Annotated in this window: 15 protein-coding genes; 5 read left to right on the forward strand and 10 right to left on the reverse strand. The window is 59.6% G+C overall.

Annotated features, from left to right (window positions below; all coding sequences use genetic code 11):
* Nucleotides 1-72: 72 nt before the first annotated feature.
* From Q1A34_RS08410 to Q1A34_RS08420, 3 genes are read right to left on the reverse strand one after another with little or no spacing between them, the layout of a single operon-like run.
* Nucleotides 73-1,251: a CCA tRNA nucleotidyltransferase gene (locus tag Q1A34_RS08410; protein WP_300032990.1), complete on the reverse strand. Its 1,179-nt coding sequence runs from the start codon at nt 1,249-1,251 to the stop codon at nt 73-75.
* Nucleotides 1,227-1,823, reverse strand: a complete 597-nt coding sequence (locus Q1A34_RS08415) for a CoA pyrophosphatase (RefSeq protein ID WP_300032992.1) — start codon at nt 1,821-1,823, stop codon at nt 1,227-1,229. Before Q1A34_RS08415 ends, Q1A34_RS08410 begins: the two co-directional genes overlap by 25 nt.
* Nucleotides 1,813-2,802, reverse strand: a complete 990-nt coding sequence (locus Q1A34_RS08420) for an Hsp33 family molecular chaperone HslO (protein ID WP_300032994.1) — start codon at nt 2,800-2,802, stop codon at nt 1,813-1,815. Before Q1A34_RS08420 ends, Q1A34_RS08415 begins: the two co-directional genes overlap by 11 nt.
* An 82-nt stretch (nt 2,803-2,884) precedes the next feature.
* Here Q1A34_RS08420 and Q1A34_RS08425 point away from each other — a divergent pair, with 82 nt between their 5' ends.
* On the forward strand, nt 2,885-3,322 hold the full coding sequence (locus Q1A34_RS08425; protein ID WP_300032997.1) for an NUDIX hydrolase: 438 nt from the start codon (nt 2,885-2,887) through the stop codon (nt 3,320-3,322).
* Here Q1A34_RS08425 and Q1A34_RS08430 read toward each other — a convergent pair.
* Nucleotides 3,313-4,593 (reverse strand): SpoIIE family protein phosphatase, encoded by a 1,281-nt coding sequence (locus Q1A34_RS08430; RefSeq protein ID WP_300033000.1) that lies wholly within the window; start codon nt 4,591-4,593, stop codon nt 3,313-3,315. The genes Q1A34_RS08425 and Q1A34_RS08430 overlap by 10 nt on opposite strands.
* 151 nt (nt 4,594-4,744) lie before the next feature.
* Between Q1A34_RS08430 and Q1A34_RS08435 the strand changes: the two genes are divergently transcribed.
* Nucleotides 4,745-5,071 (forward strand): Hpt domain-containing protein, encoded by a 327-nt coding sequence (locus tag Q1A34_RS08435; protein ID WP_300033001.1) that lies wholly within the window; start codon nt 4,745-4,747, stop codon nt 5,069-5,071.
* Here Q1A34_RS08435 and Q1A34_RS08440 read toward each other — a convergent pair.
* Together Q1A34_RS08440 and ilvA are read right to left on the reverse strand one after the other, a co-directional pair.
* Nucleotides 5,068-5,883: an SDR family oxidoreductase gene (locus Q1A34_RS08440; RefSeq protein ID WP_300033003.1), complete on the reverse strand. Its 816-nt coding sequence runs from the start codon at nt 5,881-5,883 to the stop codon at nt 5,068-5,070. The two genes, Q1A34_RS08435 and Q1A34_RS08440, sit on opposite strands and share 4 nt — an antisense overlap.
* Nucleotides 5,884-5,886: 3 nt before the next feature.
* Nucleotides 5,887-7,119, reverse strand: coding sequence for a threonine ammonia-lyase IlvA (ilvA, locus tag Q1A34_RS08445; protein ID WP_300033006.1), 1,233 nt, complete (start codon nt 7,117-7,119; stop codon nt 5,887-5,889).
* Nucleotides 7,120-7,246: 127 nt separating this feature from the next.
* Here ilvA and Q1A34_RS08450 point away from each other — a divergent pair, with 127 nt between their 5' ends.
* On the forward strand, nt 7,247-8,464 hold the full coding sequence (locus Q1A34_RS08450; RefSeq protein ID WP_300033008.1) for an argininosuccinate synthase: 1,218 nt from the start codon (nt 7,247-7,249) through the stop codon (nt 8,462-8,464).
* 55 nt (nt 8,465-8,519) lie between these two features.
* On the opposite strand, the gene Q1A34_RS08455 is transcribed toward Q1A34_RS08450, so the two are convergent.
* Together Q1A34_RS08455 and Q1A34_RS08460 are read right to left on the reverse strand one after the other, a co-directional pair.
* The gene (locus Q1A34_RS08455) at nt 8,520-8,933 is read right to left on the reverse strand and encodes a hypothetical protein (protein WP_300033011.1); all 414 of its coding nucleotides are present in this window, start codon (nt 8,931-8,933) and stop codon (nt 8,520-8,522) included.
* A 65-nt stretch (nt 8,934-8,998) separates the two neighbouring features.
* Complete coding sequence (locus tag Q1A34_RS08460; RefSeq protein WP_300033013.1) at nt 8,999-9,703, reverse strand: HAD family hydrolase; 705 nt, start codon at nt 9,701-9,703, stop codon at nt 8,999-9,001.
* Between the two features lie 190 nt (nt 9,704-9,893).
* Between Q1A34_RS08460 and msrA the strand changes: the two genes are divergently transcribed.
* On the forward strand, nt 9,894-10,556 hold the full coding sequence (gene msrA, locus Q1A34_RS08465; RefSeq protein WP_300033016.1) for a peptide-methionine (S)-S-oxide reductase MsrA: 663 nt from the start codon (nt 9,894-9,896) through the stop codon (nt 10,554-10,556).
* On the opposite strand, the gene Q1A34_RS08470 is transcribed toward msrA, so the two are convergent.
* Nucleotides 10,557-11,429 carry a ribokinase gene (locus Q1A34_RS08470; protein ID WP_300033019.1) on the reverse strand — a complete coding sequence of 291 codons (873 nt, stop codon included), beginning with the start codon at nt 11,427-11,429 and terminating at the stop codon, nt 10,557-10,559.
* Nucleotides 11,429-13,684, reverse strand: a complete 2,256-nt coding sequence (locus Q1A34_RS08475) for an NADP-dependent malic enzyme (protein ID WP_300033020.1) — start codon at nt 13,682-13,684, stop codon at nt 11,429-11,431. The genes Q1A34_RS08470 and Q1A34_RS08475 overlap by 1 nt, the downstream gene beginning before the upstream one ends.
* Nucleotides 13,685-13,820: 136 nt before the next feature.
* On the opposite strand from Q1A34_RS08475, the gene mutS reads away from it, so the two are divergent.
* Nucleotides 13,821-16,460 (forward strand): DNA mismatch repair protein MutS, encoded by a 2,640-nt coding sequence (mutS, locus tag Q1A34_RS08480; protein ID WP_300033022.1) that lies wholly within the window; start codon nt 13,821-13,823, stop codon nt 16,458-16,460.
* Nucleotides 16,461-16,502: the final 42 nt, after the last annotated feature.

Raw genomic sequence — 16,502 nt, forward strand, 5'->3', positions numbered from 1 at the left:
CGCGATACATTTCGTATTCCTCCAATCTTGTGAGCCGTGTGTAGCAAAAAAATATGCAACCTGTCGAGGACTTCATTCCGGTGTCATCAGATCTTTACGCGAGAGGGTGAAATCAGAAGCAATCCAGCGTGCCTCCATCTGTTTCAGCGCCTCGCCCAGCGCCTTCCCCTGCAAGCCTGGCATCAGATCCTGTGCCGTGACAGGGAAAACTGCAGTCGCCGCCTGTTCGAGGCGTGATAGTTCTGCGGCATCCACAGGCTGATCCGCACAGGCCGCCCGCAGGATCAGAGCCGCCAAAGCAATATCCGCATCATGACGCCAGGCCAGTTCCGGCAGAGTTTTGCCCCCAAAAGCCGCCGTCCCGATCAGCTCCAGGCGCGCTGTCTGCTTTTTGCTCAGGCGCAGGCGGTCAGCGACATCCGTGCCGCCCAGCGCTGCCAGTCGCAAAATCCGGTCCGGGGACAGACCGAGTGTCTCTTCGAGATGCACCACCGGGCCCAGAAAGCGATCATCGGCTGCCGGCAGAATGTGGGACAGACACCCGGTCTGTCGCATCGCCGCCACGGCTGGCGCAGGATCAGACGCCGACAGCAGGCGCATCATCTCATGGCCGGTACGCTCACCTGAAAGTGTCTCTAATCCGGACGTATTGCGTGCAATTGCGTCCAGTGCATCAGGGTCAAAGCCCTGGTCGGCGGGTGCATACCAGGCGTGAAAGCGAAAGAACCGCAGAATGCGCAGATAGTCCTCCCGAATACGGCGGTCGGCGTCCTCGATGAACCTGACACGACGGTTCAGACAATCCTGCACGCCCCCCAGCGGATCAACAATCTGACCTGCCGGAGTTGCATAGATCGCGTTCATTGTGAAATCCCGCCGGCGGGCATCCTCGGTGATATCGTCAGAAAAGGCGACGACAGCCCTGCGCCCGTCCGTCTGGACATCCCTGCGAAAGGTCGTGATTTCAAAACCTCTGCCGCCGGACACAACCGTAACCGTTCCGTGGTCGATACCGGTCGGAACGGCTTTGAGACCCGCCGCCCCGGCAAGCCGGACAACATCCTGTGGCAACACGTTCGTTGATAGGTCCACATCGGCGCCGGGCAGGCCCAGCAAGGCATCGCGCACACAGCCCCCGACAAAAAAGACAGAGCCGCCCTCTGCGCTGACCGCATCGCACACCCGGCGCGCATCAGTGTTCTGCAGCCAGTCCGTGTCGGGCGGGATCAGGATTTCATCTGTTCGGTCCATGCCCGCAACATACGCGCAGTCGCGCCCCAGATGTAATAGGGTCCGTAGGGCACGGTGTAATACAGCCTGCGCTGACCACGCCAGCGGCGTCCCTCGACATAAAAATTCTGTGGATTCAGAACGTGCGCCAGAGGGACAGAGAAAACCTCATCTACCTCGCCTGGCTCGGCACGGATATCAAAATCACGGGTCACCAGACCAATGACCGGCGTGACCTGAAACCCGGTGACCGTCTCGTGAGACGGCAGTGTTCCCAGGACCTCTACCGCATCTGCCGGAAGCCCGATTTCCTCATCTGCCTCGCGCAGGGCGGCTGCGATCACATCGGCATCGCCCTCATCCTGTTTTCCGCCGGGAAAGGCGATCTGACCCGGGTGATGTTTCAGCGCCGAAGAACGCTTGGTGAGCAACAGCTCAAAACCTGATTTCGTCTCTGTTACGGCAGCCAGAACCCCTGCAGGGCGCAAACGGCGGTCCTCAGCCAGAACCGTATCCGGGTTCAGATCAAAGTCAGAAGATGGCCGACCCGGACGACGCAGTGCCGCCCGGATCAGTTCAGGATCAGGTGTCATTACCGGTCTGCTCTGCTTCAAAGCCCACCGACGCCGGATCAAGGTCGTAATGCGCACCGCAAAACTGGCAGTCTGCGGTTACACGTCCCGCATCGGTGGTCATCTTTTCGATGTCCCGCGCAGAATAGATCGACAGGCTCTGCCGCACGCGGTCCTCAGAGCAGGTACAGCCAAACCGGACCGTCTGCGCGTCATAGACCCGCGGCGCTTCCTCGTGGAAAAGCCGTAACAACAGGTCATTGGGCGGCAGCGTCGGGCCGATCAGCTCAAGGTCCTCGACGGTATCGAGCAGAACATTGACCCGGTTCCAGTTCTCAGCCTCTTCATTCTGCACCAGATCACCGGCTGTCAGAACGGTGCCCGACCCCTCGCCGCTGGCCACAAAAGGCGATGCTTTGGGCATGTGCTGAAGCATGATACCCCCCGCCCGCCAGTGCTCATCGACACCAGGTTCCGTTGATTTGCCAAAACTCAGCGAAAACCGCGTCGGCAGCTGTTCGGACTGCGCGAAATAGGCTTCTGCACAGTCCGACAGCGATTTGCCGTCCAGCGGTGTGATACCCTGGTACGGGGTCATGCCCTTGCCCTGATCAATCATGATGGCGAAATAGCCCTCACCTACCTGCTCGAACGCCGGTGCGTCCGTCAGCCGGTCTGCATCATAGCTGGCATAGGCACGGATCCGCGCAGGATCGCCCTCATTCTCCGGACCGTAGTAATCTGTTGCGATCATGCGCACAGCACCCTTGGTCTGGACCTGCAACTGCAGTTTCCAGCGCAGCTTGATCGTCTGCCCGATCAGAGCCGTAAGCAATGCCATCTCCGCCACCAGTGCTTCGACCTGTGGGGGGTAATCATGCTGTTTCAGGATACCGTTCAACGCACCGTCCAGCCGCGCAACGCGGCCGCGCATGTCGCTTGCATCGAGTTGAAATGGCAGGACCGTGTCGTCCCACGCGATTTGCTGTCCATGTGTCATTGGGGTTTCCTTATCGCCATTTGCCTGGCATACCCGCGTCCATATATGGGTCCGTGACCGGTTGAAAAGAGGGTAAGCCAGAATGATGCGACGGGTCGGCCATGCACCAGACGCAAACCAGCGCTATGTCCTGCGACCCGGCGCCTATGCCATTCTGCCGCTCAAAAACAGAATTCTGCTGACCTGTCAGCTGTCGGATGTGGCAGATATTCAGCTGCCGGGCGGCGGGATCGACCCTGGTGAAAGCCCTCTTCACGCGTTGCACCGCGAAGTGATGGAAGAAACCGGCTGGCGGATTGCAGGCCCCCGGCGCGTTGGTGCCTTTCGTCGTTTTGTGTTTATGCCGGAATATGACATGTGGGCGGAAAAGGTTTGCCACATCTACGTCGCCCGGCCTGTCCGGCAGGTGGCTGAGCCGACAGAGCCGGATCATGTCACTGTGGTCCTGTCCCCGCAGGACGCCCTGGAAGTGCTTGGAAATGATGGCGACAGGATGTTTGTCGGCCGGTACTACGCCTGATCCTGGCCCGTAAATTCGAACAGGATACCTGATACGTCGTCCGGGAATTCTTCCAGACCCGCGAATTCAGACAGACGCCAGACAAGCGCTTCGAGAAAGGCATTGCCACCGGTTTCGGCGATACCTGCGATAATGTTTTCCAACCCGTCTTCGCCCAGCATACTGCCATCCTGAGCAGGGCATTCCGTCACCCCGTCCGAGAGGATCAGCAGCCTGTCCCCCGGATTGAGCTGAATTTCAAACTGGGTGAACGTAACCCCGGACATCAGACCCACAGGAAAACCGCCTGTACCGTCCTGATCCATGCTGCCATCACTGCGCAGGACAAGCGGATGCGGATGCCCGGCCTGCGCCATCACAACCTTGCCGGTGGCAAGCTCAATATCCGCAATAATCAGCGTAAAATAGTGCTCTGTTTCCATCTCATCGAGAACAAGCTCGTTGAGCGACTCGATAGCTTCGGCGGGTGGCCGCGACTGGTAACTGCCATCCTCCAGTTTTTCCAGGGCCACATTCTGGTCGGGCGCGCTGCCCGAGAGATACCCCGCAAGCCGCGCTGTCATCAGAGCGGAGCTGATACCATGCCCGGACACATCAATGGCATATAGGCCCAGGTGCCCCGGCGCGGCAGGATAAAAGCCGACCAGATCACCGCCCACGTGGCCGCTGGAGCGCAGAAACAACGACAGATCACCGCCATCAAAGGAACGGTTGGTCTCCCGGATCAGCGATTCCTGCAGTTTTTTCGCTTCGAGCAGATCGCCGTCGAGAGAATCGTACAGGCGCTGCAACTCGTCCAGTGTTTCGCTGATCACGCGGTTCTTCATGGTCAGCTCGCCCTGCATCGCAAGGATACGCTCACCCGCAGTGATGCGCGCGCGCAGCTCGTTGCTGTCGACAGGCTTTGTCAGGAAATCGTCAGCGCCGGAATCCAGACCCTCGGCAATTTCATTCTTCTCGCTCTTGGAGGTCAGAAGGATAAAGTACCCATAGTGATCCTGCGTCATCTCTCTGAATTTGCTGCAGAATTCAATACCGGACATTCCCGGCATGACCCAGTCGCTGATAACAAGTTCCGGCTGATGCTCTTTGCATTGTTCCAGCGCCTCGTTGCCCGAGGCTGCTTCGATCACGCGAAACCCCCAGCGCTTCAGCAGGCTGGTCAGTATCTTACGCTGAAGCCTGCTGTCGTCGACAACGAGAACGACGCGCTCTTCCGCCTCGTCGCTGCACGTCGCAGTATGTGGACCGTGTGGCGCAAAAGCCTGCATTCGAGTCTCTGTTCACATGTGTTCAGCTCTCTGAGTAGGTGTCCTGCGTTAACGGCTGGTAAAAGTTAAAATTGTACCCGAAACAATCAGCCTGATAACCGATGATTAGGAAAGTCCTGCCAGCCTGCGCGCACCTGTGTCGGAGGCTGACGTGATTGACTGGAACCGTGTACGCGCGCTGCGCGATGAGGTCGGACCAGAGGACTTTGAGGAAGTTGTCGAACTTTTCCTCGAAGAGGTGGATTCCGAAATCAGCGAACTTGATGACAAAGCACCAAACTTCGGAGAGAAACTCCACTTCCTCAAGGGGAGCGCTCTGAGCCTTGGTTTCCGGCAGTTTTCAAGCCTGTGCCAACAGGGTGAATCAGGCCTGGCACAGGGCAGTGGCACAGAGATTGATGTCTCTGCATTGCACGCCTGCTATCAGGCTTCACGCAACGATTTTCTGGAAAACCTCGGCTCCGAGACCGGCGGTTAAAGCAGCTTGTAAAGGCCGCCTGCCCCATCTGTCCTGAGGGTTTTTTCCGCTTTTGTGCGCAGCTTCTGCATCCCGGAAATCCACCTGTCATGGTCCTCTGCGCGCCGCATGGCATAGTCCCGCACTTCCGGATGGGGCAATATCAGGAAACGATCTGCAAGTACGCCCTCGCAGATCAGCGCTGCGACGTCATCTGCTGACAACAGACCGCGGGAGCCATCTGCATCCGCATCCGACAGCCCGATCATCGGCGTGGCGACATACTGCGGACACACCAGACAAACGGTCAGCCCGTCTGCGCCATGGCTGATCGCCAGGGATTCCGAAAAACTGACGGCTGCCTGTTTGCTGGCGGAATATGCGGCATCCCCGATCTGGTTCAGCAGTCCCGCAGCCGAGGCAATATTGACCAGACACCCCGACCCGCGCTCCAGCATTCCCGGCAGAACCGCCCGCGCCGCATAGACATACGCCATCAGATGAACCGCCAAACTGCGTTCCCAGACGGCATCAGACGCCGATGCTGCATGACCGGGCTGGGGCGACATATACCCAGCGTTAGAGACAAAAATGTCCGGGCCCCCGTGTCGCCGCGCAGCAACCTCGCAGAGCGCACGGATCTGCTGTTCGGAGGTCACATCACAGACATGGCCATCACAGCCAAGCTGATCCGCCGCAGCCGCGACCCTGTCCGGATCCAGATCTGCAATGGTGACCCGCGCTCCAAGCGATAACATGCGTGCCGCCAGCGCAGCACCGATGCCACCCGCACCACCGGTAATCACAACGGATTTGCCTGCGATCCCGACCATCCGTCAGATCACAAACTGCGCCAGCGTTTCATCGTTTGTGATGTCGGTATAGGTAAATCCGGCATCATCGATCCGCTGAAACATCTCGGCGAAATTCCTCGGCTGATCCGTCTCGATACCGATCAGAACCGACCCAAAGTTGCGGGCCGACTTTTTCATATATTCAAACCGGGTGATGTTGTCGTGGGCGCCAAGCGTCTGCAAAAAATCCCTGAGCGCGCCGGGCCGCTGGGGCAGGCGCAGGATGAAATACTTTTTGAGGCCAGCATACCGCTGGGCCCTTTCCTTGACCTCCGGCAAACGCTCGAAATCAAAGTTTCCGCCAGACGCGACACAGACAACAGTTTTACCCGCTGTCAGGGGCCGGATTTCGCTCAAGGCCTCCACTGCCAGCGCACCCGCCGGTTCCAGAACGATGCCTTCCACGTTTAGCATCTCGACAATCGTGCCACAGATCCTGTCCTCGGACAGATGCACGATATCGTCGAGGCTGGTTTGGCGGAGCCGGTCAAAGGTACGCTCCCCGATTTTTGCAACAGCGGCCCCGTCCACGAAACTGTTGATGGGCGAGACATCGACAGGTGCGCCCGCCTCGATTGCTGCCGCCAGGCTTTGTGCGCCAGCGGGTTCGACAAAGGTGAATTCCGTCTCTGAACCAAAGAAACTGCGCGTTCCGGCAGACAAACCGCCCCCGCCAACCGGCAGTACGATCCGGTCCGGCACGCGGCCCAGTTGTTCCAGGATTTCCGCAGCGACCGAGGCCTGACCCTCGATCACGTCCTCATCGTCAAAGGGGGACAGAAAATGCGCGCCCGCCCCGGCACAGAATTCCTGGGCCTGCGCCAGGGTCTGATCGAAATAGTCACCGACCAGACGCACCTCAACGAAATCACCACCGAACATCCGGGTTTTCATGACCTTCTGTTCCGGTGTCGTGACTGGCATGAAGACCACGCCCCGCACAGCAAAATGCCGGCACATAAAGGCGACGCCCTGTGCGTGATTGCCGGCGCTGGCGCAGACAAACATTTCCTGCTGCGGAATGACCTTGCGCATGGCATTGAACGCGCCGCGCAGTTTATAGGAGCGGACCGGGCTGAGATCCTCGCGCTTGAGCCAGATATCCGCACCGTATTTCGCGCTCAGCAGATCGTTGCGCATCAGCGGGGTCGCGGGAAAAACATCCCGCATCGCTTCTTTTGCTGCCACGGCCCGTTCGCGGAATGTCTGTGTCATCGAAAGCCTTTCTGCTGGCGTTCCCTGTCGATAAGCGCCGCCTGCGCAGGCGTCAACGGCGGCTTGATATCTTGCTCAGCCTTTCAAAAACCGGTAGGGCGCGTTTTAAACCGAAAAGGAAGATTTCATGTCCGCGCCCAAAAAAGTTGTGCTCGCCTATTCCGGCGGTCTCGATACCTCGATCATCCTGAAATGGCTGCAGACCGAATACGGCTGCGAGGTTGTCACCTTTACCGCCGATCTTGGTCAGGGAGAGGAGCTTGAACCCGCGCGCGCCAAGGCCGAGATGATGGGCGCAAGCGCCATCTATATCGAGGACCTGCGCGAAGAATTTGTGCGCGACTTTGTCTTTCCGATGTTCCGCGCCAATGCGGTTTACGAAGGCCTGTATCTGCTGGGCACCTCCATCGCACGCCCGCTGATTTCCAAACGGCTGGTAGAAATTGCCGCAGAAACAGGCGCAGATGCTGTCGCTCACGGCGCGACCGGCAAAGGCAACGATCAGGTGCGGTTTGAACTGGCGGCCTATGCGCTGAACCCGGATATCAAAGTGATTGCGCCCTGGCGCGAGTGGGACCTGTCGAGCCGGACAAAACTGATCGATTTCGCCGAAAAGAACCAGATCCCGATTGCCAAAGACAAGCGCGGCGAAGCGCCGTTCAGCGTGGACGCCAATCTGCTGCACACCTCCTCTGAGGGCAAAGTGCTGGAAGACCCGGCCGTGGACGCGCCCGATTACGTCTATCAGCGTACCGTGCACCCCGAGGATGCGCCCGAAACGCCGGAATATGTGGAAATCGGGTTCGAAAAAGGCGACGCAGTCAGCATCAACGGCACGCCGATGTCGCCTGCGACGATCCTCACCAGACTTAATGAGCTGGGCGGTAAACACGGCTGTGGCCGGCTTGACCTGGTCGAGGGCCGTTTTGTCGGCATGAAGTCCCGCGGAATCTACGAAACCCCTGGCGGCACGCTGCTGCTGGAAGCACACCGGGCCATCGAATCCATCACGCTCGACCGGGGGGCCATGCACCTCAAGGACGAGCTGATGCCGCGCTATGCCGAACTGATTTACAACGGTTTCTGGTTCTCGCCTGAACGGACAATGCTGCAGGCCGCAATTGACGCCAGCCAGACCCATGTGACAGGCACGGTTCGTCTCAAGCTTTATAAGGGGCATGTGCGCACGGTCGGGCGCTGGTCAGATCACAGCCTGTATTCCGAAGCGCATGTGACCTTTGAGGACGACGCCGGTGCCTATGACCAGAAAGACGCGGCCGGGTTTATCCAGCTCAACGCGCTGCGCCTGAAGCTGCTGGCCGCGCGGGACAAACGGCTGAAGTAACAAAAAGGCCCGGAAGGGGACACCGGGCCTTTTCGCTGCTCTGGTGATCCGGCGGTTACTTCGCCGAGATTACCTGCATCACCAGTTTTCCATCCGGCTTGATCGGTCCGTCTTCTTTGGCGCCCAGCGTGTATTCAAACACGCCGGTGGCTGTGCCACCCGCTTCGGAATGGACCATCAGCATCAGCATGTCACCAGACGCGACCGGCTCCTGCAGAATGGCCGCAACATCCAGGTTTTCGCCTGCACGCAGCGGCGCATAGCCTACGACCGGGCCAGGTTTCATGTCGGCGTCCGTACGGTGCACGACCATCCAGCCGTTTTCACCGGCTGTGATCTTTTCGGCGCTGACAACGCCGTTCGAGACATCCTGATCCGAGGCCACAACCCCGGGCGTCGCGTGCCCGGCAGCAAAAGCAGGGGTCGTGGCCAGAAAAAGGCCTGTGGCGAAAAGTGCTGTGCGTATCATTAATCATCTCCCGGTTTCATTGTGTACGCCTCCATGCACGCACACAGGTCCTCTGGAGTTTCGGATCAGAGCGATAATTTTTGCCCGGCCTGCGCCAGCTGTTCATAGGCCGGCATGGCCTGGTCACACAGATCTTTCAGCTCTCCGGTCAGTTCAGGCAGCGGCCCCTCTGCTCCGGCGAACCCGGTGCTGCGGTGAACAGCGCCATACCAGTGCGCGGCCCAGACACCATCTGCTGCACGCGGTCCGGCCTGCCAGTGCAGCATCGCAGGATGAAACGGCAGACCAATCGCATTACACAAACGGGTCAGCATCCTCTCCGGATCGGCACGGACGTCGGTGCCATCGATCACAATACCGCCCAGCTGGTCAAAGACTTCCATCTGGCGCTCGAACCCGATGTCATCCAGCGTGATGTCATCGTGTTTGGCCGCATAGCTGGCGATCACCCGTGCCGGATGGCGGATCAGATGCACGTTCACACAGTTCCGCGCCCAGTCCATCGGAAAACCCGGCAGCATGTGGTGCGGCATATGTTTCATATAGACATGCGGCGTTGCAACCGGCGCGAGGCATGTCCGCGCCACAGTGTCCGGATCCGTCTCATGTGCTGCGATAATCTCTGCCGCCATGGGATGCTGCCGCCCGGTTGTCGCCAGATAAGGCGCATAAAACGGCTCGTCCATAACGGTGAAATCGCCCCGTGCCAGAAAGCTGTACATCATGGCCGTTGAAAGATTGCGCGGCCCTGACCACATCGCGATGCGCATTTTAACGCCTCCGTTACACCGAATTGTTTCAGTGCCTTCTATGATCACAGGATTCTGTTTCAGTAAAACCCAAATTACGGCACGTCATCAGCCCGGATCGTAAACAGTCTTCACCAGCGCGTGACCTCCCGGGCTGGTGAATTGCCCGTGAGGCCCGGGCCCGGCACATTAACCACAAAGGAGACCGAAAATGCTGAACATTTCTTCTGTCAAAACTTATGCACTTGCCGGGATGATCGCCCTTGGGTTTTTTGCTCAGACACGTACGGCCCTGGCGGATGATCTCGAAACCCTGACCGTTGCGGGGGGATGTTTCTGGTGTGTCGAGGCTGACTTTGAGCGGGTCCGGGGCGTGAAAGAGGCGGTCTCCGGATATACCGGCGGTACTGTGGAAAACCCGACATACAAACAGGTCACCCGTGGCGGCACCGGACATTATGAAGCGGTCCGGATCACCTATGATCCGTCAGTTGTCTCCCGGGCCTCGCTTCTGGATATGTTTTTCCGCTCTGTCGATCCGACAGATGCAGGGGGCCAGTTCTGCGACAGAGGCGAGAGCTACAGAACAGCCGTTTTTGTGGATACACCAGAGGCCCAGCGCGATGCGGCAGCGGCCAAAAAGGCGGCGGCGGCAGCTCTGGGTCAGACAATCGTCACACCTGTCCTGGCCGAAGCCCCGTTTTATGAAGCCGAGGACTACCACCAGGACTATTACAAGTCAGATGATATTGTGCTCACCCGGTTCGGACCGAAACGCAAATCATCTGCCTACAAGGCCTACCGGAATGCCTGCGGACGCGATCAGCGCATCCAGCAGCTCTGGGGCAGCGACGCGCCCTTTGTTCAGAGCTGATCAGCCAAAGGTGTAATCCTCGATCTCTTTCAGATCGGGGATCACATCTGCGGTCCCTTCGCGCATGACCATCAGAGCACCGGCTTTGGTGGCCAGCCCGATCGCCTGGGCCATCGGCATCCCGCGATCAAGGCCCGCAATCAGATAGCCGGTGAACGTATCCCCCGCGCCTGTTGTATCGACCGGCGTTACAGGAATTGCCGGAAACCGCTGCGCTTCCTGGCCCTTGCTGTACCAGATGCACCCGTCGCCACCCATGGTCACCACCACGTCGCTGCACGGCAAATCCCCCGGTTCAGAGCCTGTTTCCTGCGCCAGTTGCGAAGCCTCGACCGCATTCAGAACCAGCAGATCAACCCTGTCGATCACCGCGCGCACGGCTTTGGCGTCAAAGGGGGCCGCGGCGTAGACCACGCGCAGACCCAGACGCGCGGCCATGGCAACCGCTTCGCGCTGACCGTTGGTTTCGTTCTGCGTGACAAAGATATCGCCCGTGCCCGCATCGCTGAGGGCCGCACCGATCATGTCATCTGTGATCCCGCCATTGGCGCCGGACAAAAGCACGATGGTGTTCTCGCCCTCCGGATCAACGCAGATGTTGGCATGGCCCGTCGGCAGGTCAGAAACGGCGATGAACCGCGTATCGACACCGTATTCGAGCAGCCGCTCGCGGGCCCACTGGCCATCCGTTCCGACAGCACCGATATGCACGACCCTGGCCGCTGCCCGCGCGGCGGCGACAGACATGTTGGCCCCCTTGCCGCCCAGACCGCGCGTCAGGCTTTCGGCGGCCAGCGTCTCACCCGCCACCGGCTGGTGCGTGACCCGGTAAACATTGTCTGCGTTGATGGATCCCAGATTATAAACCGCCATCAGCCGACCTTGCAGGCCGCCAGAACAGCCATATTCAGAATGTCATTGGCAGTGGAAACTGTGGAACAGATCTGAATGGATCCGTCGATCCCTGCGAGGATGGGCCCGATAACCGTGGCACCCGCCATTTCCTGCATCAGTTTCACCGAAATGCTGGCCGAATGCCGCGCCGGAACAACCAGGATGTTCGCAGGGCCGGTCAGGCGCGAGAAAGGATAAGCCGACTGCGCCTTGGCATTCAGCGCCACGTCCACGGTCATCTCGCCCTCGTACTCGAAGCTGACGCCACGTGCATCCAGAACCGCAGGCGCACGGGCCATCTTCTCGGCCCGCTCTGAAACCGGATAGCCAAAGGTGGAAAAGCTGACAAAGGCGACGCGCGGCTCCAGCCCCATGTTCTGCGCCACGGTGGCGGCACGTTCGGCAATCGTCGCCAGGTCCTCCTCGTCAGGCCATTCATGCACCAGCGTGTCGGCAATGAAAATGATCCGCCCTTTGTGCAGCAGCGCCGTGATCCCCACAGCACCGTCATATTTGGACGCGTCATAGACGTGGTTGATACGGTCCAGAATATGCGCTGATTTCCGCGTTGCCCCCGTCACCAGCCCGTCGCCGTGACCATGTGCAAGCATCAGCGCAGAAAAGACATGACGGTCGCGGGCGGCCAGACGGTGGATGTCCTGGGCATCAAAACCCCCGCGTTTGAGCCTGTTATAGAGAAAATCCTTATAGGTATCGAGATGGGTGGTGTTGGCCGCATTGACCACTTCGATCTCGCGGACCGCATCCACCATGCCTGCCTTGTCGAGCTTGGCCTTGACGTCTTCATGACGTCCGACAACCAGCGCTTTACCCAGACCCGACCGTTGGTACATCACCGCAGCACGCAGCACCCTTGGATCGTCCCCTTCGGCAAAGATCATACGCGCCTGATTGGCCCGCGCCCGGGCGTTGATCCCCCGCAGAATGCTCGCCGTTGGATCCATCCGCGTTTTCAGCGACAGCTCATAGGCTTCCATATCGATGATCGGGCGGCGGGCAGCACCGGTGTTCATCCCGGCTTTGGCAACGGCCGGAGGTATGCGGTGAATGAGACGCGGGTCAAAAGGCGTCGGAATGATGTAGTCGCGTCCAAAGGACAGGTTTTTCCCATAGGCCAGCGCCACTTCGTCCGGCACATCTTCGCGCGCGAGGTTGGCCAGCGCATGGGCACAGGCGATTTTCATCTCATCGTTGATCGCCCGCGCATGAATGTCGAGCGCACCCCGGAAGAGATACGGAAAGCCCAGAACGTTGTTCACCTGGTTGGGATAGTCACTGCGACCCGTGGCGATAATCGCGTCCGGGCGAACTTCATGCGCCTCTTCGGGTGTGATTTCCGGGTCCGGGTTGGCCATCGCAAAGATCACCGGGTTTTCCGCCATGCTCTGAACCATCGCCTGGGTAACAGCGCCTTTGACCGAAACGCCCAGGAACACATCCGCACCCTGCATCGCTTCTTCGAGGGTGCGCAGATCCGTGGCCACCGCATGACCAGATTTCCACTGGTTCATCCCCTCGGTACGGCCCTGATAAATCACACCTTTCGTGTCACACATGATACAGTTCTGATGCCGCGCGCCCATGGCTTTGAGCAGTTCAAGACAGGCGATCCCCGCAGCCCCCGCCCCGTTCAGAACGATGCGCACGTCCTCGATTTTCTTGCCCGACAACTGCAATGCATTCAACAGACCCGCAGCACAGATCACGGCCGTGCCGTGCTGGTCATCGTGGAACACCGGAATGTCCATCTCTTCCTTGAGCCTCTGCTCAATGATGAAACACTCGGGCGCTTTGATGTCTTCCAGGTTGATCCCGCCAAAGGTCGGCCCCATCAGGCGCACCGCGTCGACAAAGGCGTCCGTGTCTTCGGTATCCAGCTCAATGTCGATACTGTTCACGTCTGCAAACCGTTTGAACAGAACAGCCTTGCCTTCCATCACCGGTTTGGAGCCCAGCGCCCCGAGATTGCCCAGACCCAGAACAGCGGTACCATTCGAGATAACAGCCACAAGGTTGCCCTTGTTGGTATAGTCATAGGCCGTTTCCGGGTTCGCGGCGATCGCCTCGCAGGGCACCGCAACGCCCGGCGAATAGGCAAGGCTCAGATCGCGCTGCGTCGTCATCGGAACCGTGGCGGTAATCTCAAATTTTCCCGGAGTGGGTTCGAGGTGAAAGGCAAGCGCCTCTTCGGCGGTGACGCGGGTTTTTGACATGTATTCCTGCCTTTGATGTGGTTCCGGGGCTCTCAGGCTATACCCGACGCGCCGGGTCGCCTCAAGCGCATGCGATTTGTGGGTTTTACCCGGGCATCAGCGTTTGTAAGGTCGCGGGAAACCGCCGGGGGGCTCTATGACCGTCACGCCGATGATGGCGCAGTATCTCGAAATCAAATCCGGGTATCCGGACGCCCTGCTCTTTTACCGGATGGGCGATTTCTACGAGATGTTTTTTGACGACGCCGTCGCGGCGGCGCAGGCGCTGGATATCGCGCTGACAAAACGCGGCAAACACGACGGGGCCGATATCCCCATGTGCGGTGTGCCCGTTCATTCTGCCGAAGGCTACCTGCTGACACTGATCCGCAAGGGCTTCCGCGTAGCCGTCTGTGAACAGCTGGAAAGCCCGGCAGAAGCAAAGAAAAGAGGCTCTAAATCGGTGGTTAAGCGCGATGTCGTGCGCCTTGTCACCCCGGGCACTCTGACCGAGGAAAGCCTTCTGGAGGCGCGGCGCCACAACTATCTGGCCGCCTTTGCAGAAGTGCGCGACAGCCAGGCGCTCGCCTGGGTCGACATCTCTACCGGGTCGTTCCATGTGATGCCGCTGACCGCCCTGCGGCTTGGACCGGAGCTGGCAAGGCTCGCACCTTCCGAGCTGATCGTGTCAGAAACCACCGAGAATGATCTGCGCGAAACCGCGGATGATTTCGGGATCGCCCTGACGGGTCTGGCCCGGTCCGCCTTTGACAGCACGGGGGGCGAAAAATCGCTTTGCACCCTCTTTGGTGTCGAGACACTCGACGGCTTTGGCTGTTTCACCCGCGCCGAGGTCTCTGCCATGGGCGCAGTCATCCAGTATCTGGACATCACGCAAAAGGGCCAGCTGCCCCTGCTGCGACCCCCACAGAAAGAGGCTGTTTCCGGCACCGTCCAGATTGATGCGGCCACACGCCGAAACCTGGAGCTGACCCATGCGCTGTCCGGCGGGCGCGCAGGTTCGCTTTTGTCTGTCGTTGACCGTACTCAGACCGCAGGCGGCGGGCGTTTGCTGGAGCAACGGCTGTCGAGCCCGTCGCGGGACCGCGACACCATTTTGCGCAGGCTCGACACCGTCGCCTTTCTGCAGGAAAGGACCGCATTGCGGCACAAGGTGCGGGAGCATCTGCGCCGTGTGCCCGATCTGGACCGGGCCATGTCCCGCATCGCACTTGACCGTGGTGGCCCCCGTGATCTCGCCGCAATCCGAAACGGGCTCACCTGTTCCGAAACGCTGAGGGAAACGCTTGGTACCGAACCGCTGCCCGATCTGTTGCTCGAAAACATCGAAACACTGACCGGGCACAGCGACCTCATCGACATGCTGGATGCCGCTCTTGTGGCCGAACCCCCGCTTCTCGCCCGCGACGGCGGCTTCATCGCACCGGGCCACAACGACGCGCTGGACGAAGCCCGCACCCTGCGCGACGAAGGCCGCGGTGTGATCGCGCAGATGCAAAAGGAATTCGTCTCTGATACGGGCATTTCGTCCCTGAAAATCAAACACAACAATGTGCTGGGCTACTTTATCGAGACACCATCAACCCACGCGGACAAGATGCTGTCACCCCCGCTGTCCGAGACCTTTATCCACCGGCAGACCACCGCAAATCAGGTACGCTTTACCACTGTCGCCCTGTCGGAGATGGAGACCAGAATCCTCAACGCCGGGTCCCGCGCGCTGGAAATTGAAAAGCGCCTGTATGACGCCCTGTGTGCCGAAACCCTCAAAACCGCGGCGCGTGTTTCCCTGACTGCCGCCGCCCTGGCAGAGATCGACGTCTCGGCCGGTCTCGCAGAACTTGCCACATCAGAAAACTGGACCCGGCCCAAAGTGGACGACAGCCGCGCCTTTGACATTACCGGCGGGCGCCATCCGGTTGTCGAGGCATCGCTGCGCCAGCAATCCGGTGCTCCGTTCATCGCCAATGACTGTGACCTGACGGCGGACAAGGACGCGGCAAACGTCTGGTTACTCACCGGCCCCAACATGGCTGGTAAATCAACGTTTCTGCGCCAGAACGCGCTTATCGCCATCCTGGCACAGATGGGCAGTTTCGTCCCTGCCAGGAGCGCGCATATCGGAACGATCAGCCAGCTGTTCAGCCGCGTCGGCGCATCAGATGATCTGGCGCGCGGGCGATCGACCTTCATGGTCGAAATGGTAGAAACCGCCGCGATCCTCAACCAGGCCGATGACCGCGCACTTGTCATTCTTGATGAGATCGGGCGCGGCACTGCAACCTATGACGGGCTGTCCATCGCCTGGGCCACGCTGGAACACCTGCACGATGTCAACAAAAGCCGCGCGCTCTTTGCCACACATTACCACGAAATGACCGCCCTGGCCGCAAAACTGCCCGGCGTGGACAATGCAACAGTGGCCGTCAAAGAATGGGAAGGCGAAGTGATCTTTCTGCACGAAGTGCGCAAAGGTGCAGCTGACAGATCTTACGGCGTACAGGTCGCCCAGCTGGCAGGCCTGCCACCTGCGGTAATCGCCCGCGCCCGCGTGGTGCTGGAAGCGCTGGAAAAGGGCGAACGCGAAGGCGGCGCGACCCAGAAAACCCTGATCGATGACCTGCCGCTGTTTGCGGCGACGCCGGCTCCGCCACCCCCGGCAGCCCAAAAATCCTCAAAGCTCGACGAGGCGATTGCAGATATCCACCCCGATGAGCTGACCCCCCGCCAGGCTCTCGATCTGCTCTACAAACTGAAAGAGGCCGCCAGATCCTGACAGCCCCTTCTTCTGGCTTTAAATATCCAGATCCCGTGTTCC

Source organism: uncultured Roseobacter sp. (assembly GCF_947491795.1).
In the GTDB taxonomy this organism is placed as follows: domain Bacteria; phylum Pseudomonadota; class Alphaproteobacteria; order Rhodobacterales; family Rhodobacteraceae; genus Roseobacter.